Source organism: Bacillus sp. CCB-MMP212 (assembly GCF_022748145.1).
Lineage (GTDB): Bacteria > Bacillota > Bacilli > Bacillales > Bacillaceae_G > Bacillus_A > Bacillus_A cereus.
Map to the genome: position 1 here is coordinate 80,410 of NZ_JALDQE010000007.1, position 15,702 is coordinate 96,111.

The window sequence follows — 15,702 nt, forward strand, 5'->3', positions numbered from 1 at the left end:
AATATCTCCTCTGATATAGGGGATAATTCGTTCGATTTTTAATCGTTTTTTTGTTGTAAAGGATTTTCATTTGTAGAATGAACACTCCTTGTAGTAGTGCTGGTATGCCTACAAAACAGACGAGGAAGATAGAAACTAAAATAATATTTTACTTAGAAAAGTATTTCACCTGTTTAAAAATGCCTTAATTTATTTTGAAAGGATTGCTTGTTTTGAAAAGAAATCAAGAATATGCCGCTTTACGAAATTCTATCTTGATAGGTTGGCTGCTCACAATTATCGCTATGGGCCTATCTATCTTTTTTTCTTCTATTGTATATTTACTAATTGGATGTTTCATTTTGTCATTAAAATATGGATTAATGGGCACTATAAAAAATGTAGAAAAGCGTTTGCCAACCTGGGCTAATTTTGGAGTAATTGAAAAGCCAGTGAATCGGAGGGTGACAAGACCGTTTCAATTTCGGGGCGGACTCATTGTTTCATTAGCATTAGGATTCATAGAGATGGTGATAAAAGGTTTATGTATCTCATATTATATTTTAGGATTAGAAACTCATGTATATCGTTTAATGCGTAGAAATACAAGAGTGTGAAAAGGAGGCTTATATTATGAAAGTATTAATATTTGAATTAATTCTAATTGTGCTTCTGATACCGATAAATATTATGGTAAAAAAACATGCGCCAAAATGGAAAGGGAAAGCCGGAGAAAAGATGATAAAACGTAAATTAAGCAAATTAGATCACGAAAGGTATCGGGTGTTACATGATGTGACGGTTCATACAGAGTATGGTGATACAACTCAAATTGACCATATTGTAATCGCAGAAACAGGTATATTTGTTATAGAGACGAAGAACTATGAGGGCTGGATCTATGGAAGTGAGAAGGCAGCAAGATGGACACAAGGTATTTTTAGAAAGAAACACTCTTTTCAAAATCCATTTCGACAAAACTATAAACACATGAAAGCAATTGAATGGGTGATGGAACAGCAGCTGCCGTGTATTTCTATTGCAGTGTTTCATCCAAAATGCAGCCTAAAAAGAGTAAATGTTCATTCTAAAGATAAACATGTCCTATATTATAACGATCTAAAAAAATGTATCGAATCCTATATTGATGTGAAATTAACAAAAGGCGAGGTCGAGCATATTTACCAAACTATTTTGCAAGCAAATATTACTGATAAAAATACTGAAAATAAACAAGTGAAGTATTTACAGAATAAGTTCGCTAAACAATAAGAAACGGAGAAAGGAACAATGTTATATATAATAGGATTTTTGGTAATCATCGTGGTAGTTATTCGTCTTAACGTGAAGTATTACCAGTTAAAAGGTAACCCAAAAGATTTTGTGATGAAAAAGAAGGATTAAGGATATATTTTAGAGATAGAGGTAATAGAATACGTATATTATTTTGGTCGTTACCAAAAGGCCATAAGAATCGTTTTACGACCGATAAATACATACATTATTATATTTATATTAATTGATTTGAATGATAAAATAGATAAATAAAAATAAACAGGAGGTTTAGTTGTGAAAGAAGTGTTAGATGTTGAAACGTATTTAAAGAAAATGAAGAATCAGAAAATAAATTATGACAAATTATTAAGAAAAATGATTAAAGATTGGGAAGCAAGGAATGAAAGACCAAAAGTGTTACTTCATTCATGCTGTGCCCCTTGTAGTACTGCTTCTTTAGAATTTCTTGCAAAACATGCAGATATTACAATTTTTTTCTCGAATTCAAATATCCATCCGAAAAGTGAATACATGAGACGCTCTAATGAACAAAAGATTTTTGTAGAAAAGTTCAATGATCGCACTGGGCACACAGTAGGATTTATTGAAGATGACTATCGTTCAAATGTATTTTTTAAAATGGTAAAAGAACAAGGTTTGGCGGAAGAGCCAGAAGGTGGGCTTCGTTGTTCAGCTTGTTTTGATATGAGATTGGATCGTTCAGCTGAGGTAGCACAAGAAAAAGGATTTGATTACTTCAGTAGTGCGATTACTCTTTCTAAAAATAAAAATAGTCAATTAATAAATGAACTTGGAATCGGTGTGCAACAAAATTATGATTCGCGTTATTTACCAAGTGATTTCAAAAAAAGTAATGGATATCAACGTTCAATTGAAATGTGTAATGAATATGATGTTTTCCGTCAGTGTTATTGTGGATGTTCATTTGCAGCAAAGAAACAAGGTATAGATTTACGAACGGTGAACAAAGATGCAATAAATTATCTAAAAGAAAATAATCTTAGTTTGAAAAAAGAGATTTAATGGAGAAAAATTTGCTTTAAAATTAACCTGTGATCTACAAAAGAAACGCAATATGTTTCTAAATGATAAACGTAAAAAGCTAAAATAGTTCTGGAATAACTCCTTACTAGTTAAAGTTCTAGAGAAGAAAAAAACAGTAAGGAGTGTTTTTTTCTTCTCGCATTGCCCCTGCCTCTCGGGAAGTCATTGCTCCTTGTCCTGCTCTTACATCATTTTGAATTTCTTGTTTCACTTTTTGTGCATCTGTTTCAGCAAAATCTGTTTTCATAACAGAACCAGGACTTTTTATAGATTTTTTACGATCTTGCATAAAAACCCTCCTCGATTTAACATTTAACAATCTTATTATTTACAAAAATACACTCGGTATACTCCGAGTAGTATAATGTTTATTGAAGAAAAAATTGATTACTATAAGGTGATAGAGGAACATAGGGTATAACAATCTTGCATTAACATCTCTCTGAAAAGTTTAGAGAAATATAAAGGAAGAATAGTGTTTTTTTATTTTGGATACAATAGTCTAATTATGCAAATAACCACTTGTTAAGGTTATTAGTAAAAGTGGGATCCAAGAATGACTAAATAGGGCATCTATTATATGAAAGTTTTAATGGGATTGAGTTTTATGTTTGGTTGTATTTTCATTACATCAGGAAATGCTGAAGCTGCATCGGGAAGATGGTATAAAGTTACAGCTGCAGGTAACAATTGTAAAGCTAGGGTAAATACTGATCAAACTGAATATAAGTCCAATAATAAAACCGTAGGCATGCAATTAGAGGCAGAAGGAAATTGTAGTAACATGTATTATGATGCGGCTTTATCAGATAGAGGCCTAGAGTCTGTAGCACATGATACAACTGTTGGAAGTTTTTCTTCGAAAATTCCAATAAAATAACTAAAAATAGGTAATGTTCGCGATATAGTTCAATTATACAAAGATGCCGCTCATACATAGCCTATAGGAAAACTAATTTTAAATAATATTATAATTTATCCTAGTTAACCTATAAATTGGCTACTTGGAAATTGAAAATAGATAACTATATAATCAAAACAAAGGAATACCTTATAATAAAGGATACCTTTGTTTTGATTATAATATTAAATTTAATAGGGCTTCTTTACCCATCGGCATTTAACTAAAGCGAAATTGTAAACCTAAAATAAAATAACATTATCCTTTTCTATAATTCTACAGAAAGAAAAGTGTATTTTTTACAAAATGTATGTGATATCACGAATAATTAAAAAGTTATTCAATAAAAAAGCTAACTGCCGCATTTAAACATATTGAAAATAACTAATTTAGTTATATATTAATCAACCACGTCCAGCTTGGAAAGATGGATATAGCGACATACCACCATCAGCAAACAGTGTAATACCTGTTACATAGCTCGCTTGTGAAGAAGCGAGCCATGCTGCTACCGCTGCAATTTCTTTCGGTTCTCCAATATATCCCATAGGAACCATACTTTCAACATCGGCACGTTTTTCTGGATCCGCAAATTTTTCAGCATTAATCGGCGTATTCATAGCACCAGGCCCAATATTATTTACACGGATTCCTTTTGGTGCATATTCTAGTGCTAATGTTTCTGTCATTAGCTTAACGCCACCTTTACTTGCTGCATAGTGTACAAATAATGGCCATGGAATTTGCTCGTGAACGCTTGACATATTAATAACACTACCTTTAATATCATGCTCAACAAAATATTTAATTGCTTCCCGGCTCCCTAAGAAAGCCCCTGTTAAATTCGTAGCAATTACCTTATTCCAATCACTTAATGACATTTCATGTGAAGGTACTGAATTTTCAATACCCGCATTATTAATCATGACATCCAGTGTACCAAATTCTTTCACAGCAGATTGAACGAGATTAGTAACATCTGATTCAACTGTTACATCTCCTTTTATCGCAATCGCTTCTCCACCTGCTTGTTTAACTACTTGTACTACTTCATTTGCTTCTGATTCGTTTGAATAGTAATTAATTACAACTTTGGCTTGTTCTTCTCCAAAACGAATTGCCATCGCTCTTCCTAATCCTGTGGATGCACCTGTAATAACAACAACTTTCCCTTTTAAATCTGTATACATAATTTTTTCCTCCTTTTTATCCTTTAGCAATTCCTAACATAATGCCAGCTGCAATAATGAAGATAATTCCAATGACAATCGCAATAAATTGTCGTTTTGTTTTCTTTTCACCTAATATAAAAATTCCACCTAAAGTTGAGATCACGATCCCCATTTGGGAAAGGGAAAAACTTGTTGCCACCCCTACACGCGGCTGGGAAATAAATAAAAACATATTTCCTGCTGCCCAAATTAAACCAGGAATAATATTGCGAATCGCATATTTATTAAATGGTTGATGCTTAAAGGTTAGTAGAATTCCACCTAACACCATACCAATGGCTTGTGGTAATAGCGCTGACCATCCGTCTATACTGAATAGGCGGATAATTATCACATATACTAAGTAACCAAGAGTTGAAATTAATAAAATCACAATCCCTTTTTTGAAATTCCCTGTTTGTTCATCGTTTTTTTCTTCTTTGCTTTGGAGAGATGTGAGAACGATTCCAATTAAGATACAAAGCAGTGCCAGAACACCTAATACAACAGATGTTGTTGTTGACCATTCATGAAATACAATGACCCCAAATAAAGTAGTCGAAACTAATTGCATCCCTGTTGAAATAGGCATTGTTTTAGAAACCCCAATTAAATCAATACTTTTTAATTGATTGGCTTGTCCTAATGTCCAAAATAGGCCTGATATAATCCCGATAATTATCACCATGGGCGTCAAAACGGGTTTTATAAAAATATAAACCCCAATAGAAAAAACAAGAGCGCCAAGGGTAGTTCCAAGTATTTGACTGTAAGGACCGCCTCCTAGTTTAACGTTGAAGAGTACAATACTTCCCCAAAATAAGGCTGGTAAAATCGCTAATAAAATATCCATTTTTTCTAACCTTCCTAAAATATATTTATTAAGTTGTATGCTTGTCCGAGACAGTATCTTTGTGTGGAGGGAATTATTTTAGAATAAGAGACGTTTTTCTACCTGTAATATTTGTTTACCCAAAATAAAAGAAAAATAACATTATGTTGAAAAAGAAAATAACTAGCACGAAATAAAAAAGGTTATTAGAAAAGAATATGACCAATACAATTTCAAGTTTTGAAAATAGGAATAAAGGAGAAAAACTTGATGCAAAATTAAGCTATGTTATACAAAAACAACGCATTATGTTTATACATAAGAAAAAGAAATAATATCACAATTCTCATTAATTTCATATATAAAATTAATGAGAATTGTGATATGATGAAAGTAACAAAATACTTCTAAAACTATCTTGCAAAAGGACACACCTACGCATACATATGCGATAGGTGTGTCCTTTTTTATTTGTTTTTAAGATTTCAAGACTCAAAAGGGGGATGTATATTGTGTACCAGTAATATAGCATCTACTAATGTTTCTTTTGAAAAATTGAAAAGTCAGGAAGAGAATGAAAAAAACATAGTGTCAATATGTCCGAATTGTAAGAAACGCTCATTTAGAGCACTTTATAATGATTATCCAAAATGGATAGAGTTTTGCCTATGTTGTAATTATCGAGAAGTAAATACAATAGAGAGTCCGTTTGTTTATTAGATGTAGCTATTTACGTATTTTGATTAGGAGGAAGAAATTCCGATATGAAAATATGAATTAAGGCTATTTGTATAACATCATTTGTATTTCAAATGACAGCATGTAGTAATTCGACGCAAACAAAAAATGATTCGAGACCTGCCCAAGCAGTACAAACCGGAATATAACAGCACGTAGAAGGGAAAGGTGATTATAAGGGGAAATTAAAAGACTTAGAGACCGTTAAAGGGAAGGTATTACATATAAAAGACGGAGATACAATAGACGTAAACGTAAAGGGGCAGAAACAGACGGTAAGGTTACTGTTATTAGATATCTCTGAGTCTGTATCTCAAAAAATTCCACCAAAAAAGATGGGAAAAGAAGCATCTTCCTTTTTAAAGAAACAGCTAGAAGGGAAAAGTGTAACATTTGTTTATGATCGGGGACCGAAAGAAGACAAATACCATAGGAAATTGGCTTATGTATTTTGCGATGGAATACACATCTACGAATTAATGGTCAAGTCGGGTTATGGGATTATAGCCTATATTTCTAGACCTAATATTACATTTCTATATGAAATGAAAGAAGCAGAAAACGAAGCAAAAGAATCAAAGGTTGGCGTATGGAGCATTAAAGTCTTTGTAGATGAAAAGAACCGGCATTATAACCGTAATGATGCAGATTAACACCCTAACCCATTGCAATACAAATATTTGTGCAAAATGGAGGTTTTTTGAATGAATGAAAACAAAAGAAATATGCTCTTATCCTTTATCATTTCAATTTTATTTATTTTCGCGAGTCTATTGCCAGTTAGTAATAATGAATATGTGTATGTTATCTCAAAAATTGGTGCTGCAGCTGGTGTAATAAATATTGTGATGATGAGCGTTTTCTTGTATTTTCAAAGCAAAAAAACGGGACATTTATTAAATTAGTGAATTAAAACTTATTAGTTTTCCTTACTTATATCTTTTTAAGCTTGGTAAGGAAAACCGTAAAGGAGTGTGAAAGGTGAGTCAAGTACCTGGTTTTTTGAAGTTTGTTTTAGCGAAAGAAAGACGGTATGTATATTTAGTTGTAGCAGAAAAGAAAAACAAAAAAGTACATACACACATGGTATATGGATTTGGTCCGCTTGAAAAATCATTAGAAACCATGTACGAAATGCGTGATGATTTTGAAAATCTTTTTCCTCTAGAATTAAAAGAGAGGGGATACGACTGGGAAGATATTAATGATTGGATACTTTCTATTGAAACTGGGTACTCGAAACACGGAAATAAACTAGTCATATATTAGCAAATGTTTTGCATTAAAAAAACAGGTGAGGCGAAAATAAGATGTCGATCATTCAAAAGTATCACATTGCAATTGCTTGGACGATAGCTACTAGTGCAATGCTCATAAGTTTGATTTTTAGTGAGTGGATGAAGCTGCCTCCATGTAATTTGTGCTGGTATCAAAGGATGGCCATGTATCCATTAGTGTTAATATTGGGGATAGGGATATATAGAAAAGATTCGCACGTAAGCACGTATGCATTTCCATTTGCGTGTATTGGTTTAATGTTATCTGTATATCAAATTACAATTCAAGCGTTTCCTAATAGTGAGATGCAGATTTGTTCAGTAGGAGTTTCTTGCACAAAAGATTACTTGAATTTATTCGGTTTCATCTCGATACCTATGCTATCTTTTGTTGGATTTTTAGCTATCATAATACTTCTATATATTAAACCTGAGAGAGACAAAAGATTAAACAATACAGTGATTATGAACAATATGTTCGAATAAACACAAAATACCTATAAATAGATAAAAAATAAAAAGAGTTAAAAAAGGAGAAATAAAAAATGACAACAATGCAAGTAAGTAATGAAATGTACAAAATTCCAGAGGCGGATATAGAACTATTAAAAATCATGGCCCATCCAGTTAGATTACAAATTGTGAAAGAGTTAGAACGCCACAAAATTTGTAATGTAACACAGTTAACAGAGCTATTAGATGTGCCTCAATCTACCGTATCTCAGCATTTATCTAAAATGCGTGGGAAAATTCTTCGCTCAGAAAGAAGGGGATTAGAGATGTATTATCATATTGTGAATTCTAAGGCATGTCAGATTGTCGGAGTATTAGGTCTTTAAATTTAACTTGAAATAGGATGATAGTAAGAGTGTTGTTAAATATAGCTGCAAAAGCTGATGTACTGCAGAATAATAAATTCACAAGCGTAAAGTCTAGTTCTTCTAATAATGGAGGAGCTGACTGCGGTGAAAAATTGATATAGGGGTTACTAAAAAAGAGTGCAGTACATGTCTGCATTCTTTTTCTTTGTGCCATAGCTACAGTAGATAAAGTATTTTGTTTTGCATGACTCTGAATAGGGAATACCGTGTTTTGCTAAGCGAAAACGATATTTTTTACTTTTTAAGCAAAGAAAATGTTTAGTTTACTGATTTGTATGGTTTGGATTAAAGTTTAGAATATTCTGTGTCAATATTATCAATTTACTATAGTTTTCAATTGTGTAAAGATAGAATTGATTATAATTTTCCGTAAATATTAGATTGAAAACTATTATAAGGGGAATTTGAGTATTTATAGCTTGTTTATAAACGATGATTGGGGATACAGACAATTGGGTGATCAAGTACTGGTAGAATTTATCAAACGAAATGAGGTGACTTTAACTTGAGAGAAATTGCGAAAAAAGTACAAATGATACGTTTACAGGAGGAGCATTCCGGGCGTAAGGCAGACGCAGAACAGTATTCTGCCAAGCGATGTAAAATAGAAAGAGAGAGTATTAAATTAGAAAAACATAGAGTTAAAAAAAGAACTCAAAAATTTCAAACGTCAGAAGAAAAATGGGACATAAAATGTAAAAAAGCAGTACAATTATTTAATCAAGGAGAGGAATATCCAACTATTGCAAAAAATCTGAGGTGCAATGTGAGTAGTTTGTATAGAGAACTTAAGAAACGGGGCACATTACAAACACCAAAGCAGGTAGCAGTATCTAAATCATTAAAATCACCCATAACATCAACACGAACAAAAAAAACAAATTTTGAGAGATATAAAGAATTTTATATGTACAAATAGAAGAATTCATGGCTATAAATCTATACTTAATTCTTTAGTGTTAAAAAGCTCAGATTATAAAAGGTACAATGAAAAAATGCATGTTTAGCAGCAAATCTTCTTTCAGTATTGATAGAGCATCTTTTTATTTTTTAGGATATTTTTACATCTAACAAATATTGAAGGCTATTACCTGTTGGTTAGATCAAAAAAATATTTATAAAACTAAATCCTTACTTATATTTGTTGAGTAGTTGGTTAAGAAGAGGTTTTTTTGCAAATGTTAAAATAAGAATACTTTGTCCAAAGCAAAAGAATCCCCATGTCATAAAGGATTCTTTTAGGAGAGTTAGAGAGATGTTGTCACTTGACTCATATTGATTTTACGATAAAAAGAAAGAATATTCAATTTTATTATATATTTCTCAATATATTTCTTTTATTTTTATATTATAATTAATTCTTTTTATTGATGTATATCTTTCTGTGGTGAATCCTTTTAATAAGGATTCCTTTTTTAGTGCCTCATATATTAATAATGAGCCACTAGAGTTTAAGATAGTTTATACAACAACTATTGAAATTGCTTGATTATAAGGGAATTGTTGATTTCTATTGCTGGGGGGATCAGCCCTGAAAATTTATCTACAGTAATAATGATTCCAGGTATTCTAACTCAGTTGATTAGAAAATTTGTTATTCCTTTTGTGTCTCTATTAATTTTTTATAAAATGTTTTCTTGTGTATACATCAATATTCTCTTACTTTTTTAAAAATTTTAATCTTTTTAAGTTTCTCTTATAGATGTAATAGGTTTGGTGTAATTATGATGTTTTTAAATATAGTAGATTTTAAAAATGTTATAAGTGGGATTCTTATAAAAAAAGCCCTCACAATGAAGTGAAGACCTTTATTCATTAAATATCCGTCAGTATGGCTATGAGTGTATTGTGCGATTTTATGCTCGTTCAATTAAGACCTTAACCACCATGATTTCCGTGTGCATATTGAATAACATCAATAGCTTTATGTGTTTCTGTAGGGGATTGGGCACCAAAGATTAAAGTAAAAATAGTAATTACACCAACTAAACCGAGAATTGTCTTTTTCATTTTAATGCCTCCTTCTCAATAACTTTTTTTCCTGCTTGAGAACATGAATAGAAATAATGACTTGCTTTAATATGGTTATTCTCTTTATAAAATGCAGTAGCAAGATATTCTTCGTATTCCTTAATGAATTCGAAAAGTTCTTGCTCTTTAAAATATGATACGCCTTTTAACACTGTCATTTCAAGTGCTTCGGCAGGAAAACCTCCATTCATTGCATCTAATATTTTAAAATGGTGTAGATACTCTATATTTTCAATCTCTTGACAAACGGAATATCCTTTTGCTATGAGATCTTTGGCAACGGAGTGATTTCCTTCCTTCATGTGTTCCCTTGCCTCAATAAAAAGAGCCTTATAATTGTTAGGCATTTTTTGATTTACTTCTGAAAGATATCTAATGGCTAATGGCGAAAGATTTTGAGTAGCATACATTAACCCTAAATTTTGACGCACCATTAAAATAAATTGTTTTTCGTCTATTTTTTGGAACATATCCATTGCTTTCGTGAAATATTCTTCAGCGAGTTCCCATTCTCTCAAATGAGTACAAGCTAAGCCTATAAGATTATCACAGAATGCTACATTGATCTCATACCCAGCATGTTGAGCAAAGATTTCTCTTGCCTCTGATACTTTTTTATAAGATAATAGCCCTTGATATATGTCATAATGGAAAGCTCCAACTTTATAATAAAATTCCGCTTTTTCCAATTCATCAGGAATGCAGTCTAAAAGTTTTTCTGCTTTTTCATAACTCTCCTTTGCGATTTGATATTCGCCAATAGTAGAGGCATGAATCCCTTTGAAAAAGTGATAATAATAAGCTAAGAAATTATCTGTAGGCATATCAAAAACCTCAACTTTGTCAAAGCTGCTTTTTGAAACGCTTAAATTATCAATTACAAATTGGTATCTAAAATCTAGTAGTGAGTAGTAGAGTAATAAATCTTGATCCTCTTCAATATTATGCATCTTAGAATCAATTATTTCTTTTAATTGATGTGCATTACCTATACGCCTTGAGCGGATTTCAACATACCAATCGTTTAATAGCTTTGTAATTTCATTATTCCCCTTAGCTGAAACCATCATTATATATTCCCCCATCCTATAAAAGTCTACTAATGTTATATATTACCATTATAGCAAAGTATCCAGTTCGTTTAATTGTATTATATTTATTTTTCAATAAAATTTAGAAAAATAAGTTAATGATGATAACCAAATTATATTTGATTTATAGTTCTCTCATTAACAATTCACGCAAACGTGATGTGATTGAAGTGAGTCGGAAAATATCATGTTTGCATGAAAGGGGAATGAATAAATATGAAAGCCTCTCTCTACTATAGTGGCAGCTTATTGAAGTCTTAGGTTTATAATTAATAGACAGTTTTAGTTAAGGAAATTTAAAATCCCTGTCTTTAAAGACAGGGATTAAAAAAAGGGATGACAGTTAACAACTGAAGATACCATTATATTACCATTATTGGAATTTTTATTCCATGTTTTCATGTTGAGAAATAAATAATATATGATGTAAAAGGTGAGATGAGTAGAGGGTTCTTATAGGTTTAGCAATATGAGAAAGTAAATATTTCAATTAAACTTTTCTTGAAACGAGGAGTGGAAGTATTGTTTTTGCTTAGAAAGCATTATTCAAAGTTATGTAGAAATTATAATTTGAATAAAAAGAGTCTGGTTAAAAAATTATAAGACACCAATTCATTGGAACGGTAAAAAACTGTTTTCGGAATAGGTGTCTTTTTGTATTGAGTAGAATGTATTTTCTCAACAGGAAAAATTGTAATTATCTATAAGTATTACTTATAAGGATAATAGGAAAGTAGAAATTAATAATAAAGGAGAATGCGAAATGTTAACATTAATATCTAATAATGATCTAGCTAAAATCCGTGAAGAAGATGTAGATGTATTGAAGGTAATGGCGCATCCGGTTCGATTAAAAATCATAAGTGAATTAATACATCATAAAATGTGCAATGTTACACAGTTAACAGAAATATTAAAACTTCCACAATCCACTGTTTCACAACACTTAGCAAAGTTAAGAGGAATTGTACTCCGTGCAGAAAGAAAAGGACTAGAGATGCATTATTATATTGATAATACTAAAGCTCGTCAGATTGTAGAAATTTTAGGGCTATAGGTAAATTATAAGTAAAAGTTTCCTATTATAGGGGAAACTTTTTTCTATGTTGATCAAAGTATAATCATTTGAAGAATGAAATTTGGAAAGGGTGAATTTCAGAATATTATATTGAAGTGTAAGTTTTTAATTCAAGCTATGGAACATATAATTTTTAAGTAAGAAAGGATGGTAGTTGAAGAAAGTCCAATAACTGTCACAATTTCTTTGTAAGCTTAATAAATTATTATGTAATAATTTATTTATATAGTTATTTCAATGTTATAAAGATAAATGAATAGTTGAGTATGAAGTTATGTATATTTAGCTTTCATTTACATTCATGCTCTTAATAAAGTGAAGAAATTAGTAAGGGGGACTATTAAAATGAACAAAAAATTCTTTAAGCAGTTAAAAAAATGGCTACAAATAAAAAAGGATTAAGTGCCGCTGCTGTAGCAGTAGGAATTATGGGTACAACTTTAATTCCTCAAAATGCCTATGCACATGGGTTCGTTGAAAAGCCAGGTAGCCGTGCTGCTTTATGCAGTCAAAATTATGGGGCGTTGAATTCAAATTGTGGAAATATAATGTATGAACCGCAAAGCTTAGAAGCACCTAAAGGATTCCCGCAAGGCGGGCCAGCTGATGGGAAAATTGCTTCAGCGGGAGGTCTATTTGGTGGAATTCTTGATCAACAAACAGCTGATCGATGGTTTAAGAATACTATTAAGGGCGGGGAGAATACATTCACTTGGAAATATACCGCTCCTCATTCAACAAGTCAGTGGCACTATTACATTACAAAAAAAGGATGGAATCCAAATAAACCTTTAACAAGAATGGATTTTGAACCAATAGGAACTGTAAAACACGATGGTTCTGCAGCATCTAATAATCTATCACATAAAATCAATGTACCAACTGATCGCAGTGGATATCATGTCATATTAGCAGTTTGGGATGTAGCTGATACTGTAAATGCTTTCTATAATGTGATCGATGTGAATCTAATAAATAATGAAAAACCAGATACAGAAGCACCAACTCAGCCTAAAGGATTACACAGTATGGGAACCACTACGAATAGTATCGACTTAATGTGGAGTCCGTCTGAAGATAACATAGATGTGAATCATTATATTGTCTACAGAGAAGATGGAGGTGTTATGAAAGAAATAGGCACTGCTAATACAACTTCATTTACGGATAAAGATTTACGAGCGAATACAATATATAAGTATGTAGTTTCTGCTGTTGATACAGCTGGCAATGAATCAATGAAAAGTGATGCCTTAACAATTGCTCATTTTAACGAATTTACCGAAAGAATTCGCCTTCCTTAACCGTGTGAAGAGCGATAATACAGCGGTAGGTTATAGCCAAAAGCTTATGAGTATTGGTGGAAGAACACAAATCTTTTGAAAGTGAGTCTAGTATAATTAATTTCTAAACTCACATCTTTTTATGAAAATAAAGATGTGAATTCTGTTTATTCTTATTTGCTTTGTATGAATTATAAGGTATACTAAAAGTAGGTGCAAAAATGCACTATTTGAAAAAGAGTGCAAGACAAAAAGGAATCCGTAAAGGATTCCTTTTTTGTTTTTCAGCAAATAAAGCAACTTTCTAATTAACTCTTTCTTTTTATAAATATGTTTTTGAATTGATAAATGTTTAAGTGCAATAGATTTGAGAAAAAAGTAACAGAATAATAGAGTATTTGTTGATAAATCATCTCAAATATTACAAAGTTTTACAAATTTGGTATGATGTATATGAGTTTTATGTATATTAAGGGAGGAATGGGAATGAAAAGATTTATAACAAGTGCAAGAGGTAATACAATCTCAAAAAATTTAGTTTTAATGGTGTTGTCGATGGTTTTAATGATATTTATGATTACACCATCCAATGATGTATCTGCAGCCAACCTATCAAAAACAGCTACATTAAAAGGCGGGAATTTATTCAATGGAAGTTGGACAGTTGCTATACAGGCAGCAAATTTACAATATGTTTCTGCTGAGCCTTTGGGAAATGTAACAGCAAATCGTAATGCAGTTAATGAATGGGAGAAATTCGAATTAATTCCGACTGGAGAATTATATACGTACGCTTTAAAAGCCAAAAGTAATGGGAAGTATGTTTCGTTTGAGCCAAATGGTAGAGTAGTAGCAGATCGTACATCAATTGGGGCATGGGAAAAGTTTATCTTATATAATGGTGGAGACAATAGGATATATGTATTACAAGCACTCAGTAATGGCAGGTATATATCAGCAAGTGGTGGTAGAGAATTAACAGCTACTAGTTATGTAGCTGGAAGCTGGGAAAGGTTTGTTATTGTATACTTCTAAACTTTAAAGTGTTACATGTCTAAATGATAATGGCATGTTTAGTATGTATGAATTCCTAATACAATAAAGTGTTAAGTATTTAATACAAGTGTATATTAATGTGTAAAGGGCTGCAGGTAATTAGCAGTTCTTTTTTGCATGTTAAATAAGGATTTACTGAGATTAAAATGAGAAGAAAAAGAACCCTATAGGGTTCTTTTTCAAGGCATATTAACAGTAAGGAGAATCATGAAATGCTACTTCAAATCTTTATTAGGGGAAAGATTTTGAAAAAGCTTAACATACATCCATTTTTACATATATGTAATATATAGTAAATTGATAATATTTATACTTACTATTACTAATATTCAATTAACACATTTAACACTATTTATACAGTGTTAATGGCGCTTAGTACAGTATACATATAGAAATCTAATGGTAGATTTCATTTGTTAAAAAAGTAATAGATATATTATTTCAAATTAAACTATAAGCATATCGAAATAGATGAAAATGCTTGAGTACCGTGATTAAATTGCCTTTAAAGATGAGGTTTAGATTAGAGGGATAATTGGATCTTACTGAAAAGGAAAAATGTTGTTTACCTAAAGAAAAGACATCTTTTTGGTGTCTTTTCTTTAGGTAAACAATTCACATATTGCTGAATTAGATACGAAACCATAATTCGACTATGAAGTAAATTTCAGCATAATCTGAACAGAAAAAATGTAATAATACATTTTTATTTTTTAATTATTTTATGGAATATAAAGCAGCAACGTAAATAAAAAGGCATGCAGTCGTATCTGCAGCCCTTATTAGGAGGAATTCAAGACACCATTCAGACATGTATTGGTAAACAGGTTCAAAAATAGTATATGTGAAAAGAAAAATTCCTATACCAACAGTAGACAGAATCTTATCTTTTTTACATTTTCAAAAATGAAATTCCGTCCTTTTTGAAATCAGTACAGCACACACTTGGTTTGTAATGAATTTAGAAAAGTATACATAAAAATGGCAGACAACTATTTTGTTGC

General features: G+C 31.4%; 17 protein-coding genes and 2 pseudogenes. 14 read left to right on the forward strand and 5 right to left on the reverse strand.

Going from position 1 to position 15,702, the window contains the following annotated elements; genetic code table 11:
• The first annotated feature begins 212 nt into the window (after positions 1-212).
• The 3 genes from MRP26_RS20265 (at position 213) to MRP26_RS20275 (ending at position 2,298) form a co-directional block, all read left to right on the forward strand.
• Positions 213-596, forward strand: coding sequence for a hypothetical protein (locus MRP26_RS20265; protein WP_000828156.1), 384 nt, complete (start codon positions 213-215; stop codon positions 594-596).
• Positions 597-612: 16 nt separating this feature from the next.
• Positions 613-1,251 (forward strand): nuclease-related domain-containing protein, encoded by a 639-nt coding sequence (locus MRP26_RS20270; protein ID WP_242806746.1) that lies wholly within the window; start codon positions 613-615, stop codon positions 1,249-1,251.
• A gap of 306 nt (positions 1,252-1,557) precedes the next feature.
• Positions 1,558-2,298 carry an epoxyqueuosine reductase QueH gene (locus MRP26_RS20275; protein ID WP_372584143.1) on the forward strand — a complete coding sequence of 247 codons (741 nt, stop codon included), beginning with the start codon at positions 1,558-1,560 and terminating at the stop codon, positions 2,296-2,298.
• A gap of 118 nt (positions 2,299-2,416) precedes the next feature.
• Here the strand turns inward: MRP26_RS20275 and MRP26_RS20280 are convergent, their stop codons facing one another.
• Positions 2,417-2,608: a hypothetical protein gene (locus MRP26_RS20280; protein ID WP_242806747.1), complete on the reverse strand. Its 192-nt coding sequence runs from the start codon at positions 2,606-2,608 to the stop codon at positions 2,417-2,419.
• Between the two features lie 318 nt (positions 2,609-2,926).
• Between MRP26_RS20280 and MRP26_RS20285 the strand changes: the two genes are divergently transcribed.
• Entirely contained in the window at positions 2,927-3,199 is a 273-nt protein-coding gene (locus MRP26_RS20285; protein WP_242278876.1) for a hypothetical protein, read from the forward strand.
• 425 nt (positions 3,200-3,624) lie between these two features.
• On the opposite strand, the gene gdh is transcribed toward MRP26_RS20285, so the two are convergent.
• Together gdh and MRP26_RS20295 are read right to left on the reverse strand one after the other, a co-directional pair.
• On the reverse strand, positions 3,625-4,410 hold the full coding sequence (gdh, locus tag MRP26_RS20290; RefSeq protein ID WP_197241765.1) for a glucose 1-dehydrogenase: 786 nt from the start codon (positions 4,408-4,410) through the stop codon (positions 3,625-3,627).
• 16 nt (positions 4,411-4,426) lie between these two features.
• Complete coding sequence (locus MRP26_RS20295) at positions 4,427-5,284, reverse strand: GRP family sugar transporter (protein ID WP_197241767.1); 858 nt, start codon at positions 5,282-5,284, stop codon at positions 4,427-4,429.
• Positions 5,285-5,773: 489 nt separating this feature from the next.
• On the opposite strand from MRP26_RS20295, the gene MRP26_RS30945 reads away from it, so the two are divergent.
• The 7 genes and pseudogenes from MRP26_RS30945 to MRP26_RS20325 all read left to right on the forward strand — a co-directional run bounded on the left by MRP26_RS30945 (position 5,774) and on the right by MRP26_RS20325 (position 9,078).
• Positions 5,774-5,983 (forward strand): hypothetical protein, encoded by a 210-nt coding sequence (locus MRP26_RS30945; protein ID WP_074625805.1) that lies wholly within the window; start codon positions 5,774-5,776, stop codon positions 5,981-5,983.
• 92 nt (positions 5,984-6,075) lie between these two features.
• Positions 6,076-6,654 (forward strand): annotated as a pseudogene (locus tag MRP26_RS20300) (thermonuclease family protein).
• A 51-nt stretch (positions 6,655-6,705) separates the two neighbouring features.
• Complete coding sequence (locus MRP26_RS20305; RefSeq protein ID WP_061663135.1) at positions 6,706-6,906, forward strand: hypothetical protein; 201 nt, start codon at positions 6,706-6,708, stop codon at positions 6,904-6,906.
• 76 nt (positions 6,907-6,982) lie between these two features.
• Positions 6,983-7,270 (forward strand): hypothetical protein, encoded by a 288-nt coding sequence (locus tag MRP26_RS20310; RefSeq protein WP_242806748.1) that lies wholly within the window; start codon positions 6,983-6,985, stop codon positions 7,268-7,270.
• 41 nt (positions 7,271-7,311) lie between these two features.
• Complete coding sequence (locus tag MRP26_RS20315; RefSeq protein ID WP_242806749.1) at positions 7,312-7,764, forward strand: disulfide oxidoreductase; 453 nt, start codon at positions 7,312-7,314, stop codon at positions 7,762-7,764.
• A 59-nt stretch (positions 7,765-7,823) separates the two neighbouring features.
• The gene (locus MRP26_RS20320) at positions 7,824-8,117 is read left to right on the forward strand and encodes an ArsR/SmtB family transcription factor (protein ID WP_080495034.1); all 294 of its coding nucleotides are present in this window, start codon (positions 7,824-7,826) and stop codon (positions 8,115-8,117) included.
• Between the two features lie 547 nt (positions 8,118-8,664).
• The gene (locus MRP26_RS20325) at positions 8,665-9,078 is read left to right on the forward strand and encodes a hypothetical protein (RefSeq protein WP_197241772.1); all 414 of its coding nucleotides are present in this window, start codon (positions 8,665-8,667) and stop codon (positions 9,076-9,078) included.
• 959 nt (positions 9,079-10,037) lie between these two features.
• Here the strand turns inward: MRP26_RS20325 and MRP26_RS20330 are convergent.
• On the reverse strand, positions 10,038-10,169 hold the full coding sequence (locus MRP26_RS20330; protein ID WP_197241774.1) for a Phr family secreted Rap phosphatase inhibitor: 132 nt from the start codon (positions 10,167-10,169) through the stop codon (positions 10,038-10,040).
• Complete coding sequence (locus tag MRP26_RS20335) at positions 10,166-11,260, reverse strand: response regulator aspartate phosphatase (RefSeq protein WP_242806750.1); 1,095 nt, start codon at positions 11,258-11,260, stop codon at positions 10,166-10,168. Before MRP26_RS20335 ends, MRP26_RS20330 begins: the two co-directional genes overlap by 4 nt.
• A 784-nt stretch (positions 11,261-12,044) precedes the next feature.
• Between MRP26_RS20335 and MRP26_RS20340 the strand changes: the two genes are divergently transcribed.
• The 3 genes and pseudogenes from MRP26_RS20340 (at position 12,045) to MRP26_RS20350 (ending at position 14,677) form a co-directional block, all read left to right on the forward strand.
• Positions 12,045-12,338 (forward strand): ArsR/SmtB family transcription factor, encoded by a 294-nt coding sequence (locus tag MRP26_RS20340; RefSeq protein WP_242806751.1) that lies wholly within the window; start codon positions 12,045-12,047, stop codon positions 12,336-12,338.
• A 366-nt stretch (positions 12,339-12,704) separates the two neighbouring features.
• Positions 12,705-13,621, forward strand: a pseudogene (locus MRP26_RS20345) (lytic polysaccharide monooxygenase auxiliary activity family 9 protein); the annotation flags it as partial.
• A 507-nt stretch (positions 13,622-14,128) separates the two neighbouring features.
• A complete protein-coding gene (locus MRP26_RS20350) occupies positions 14,129-14,677 on the forward strand; it encodes a fascin domain-containing protein (RefSeq protein ID WP_242806752.1) in 549 nt (182 codons plus the stop codon).
• Positions 14,678-15,702 lie beyond the last annotated feature (1,025 nt).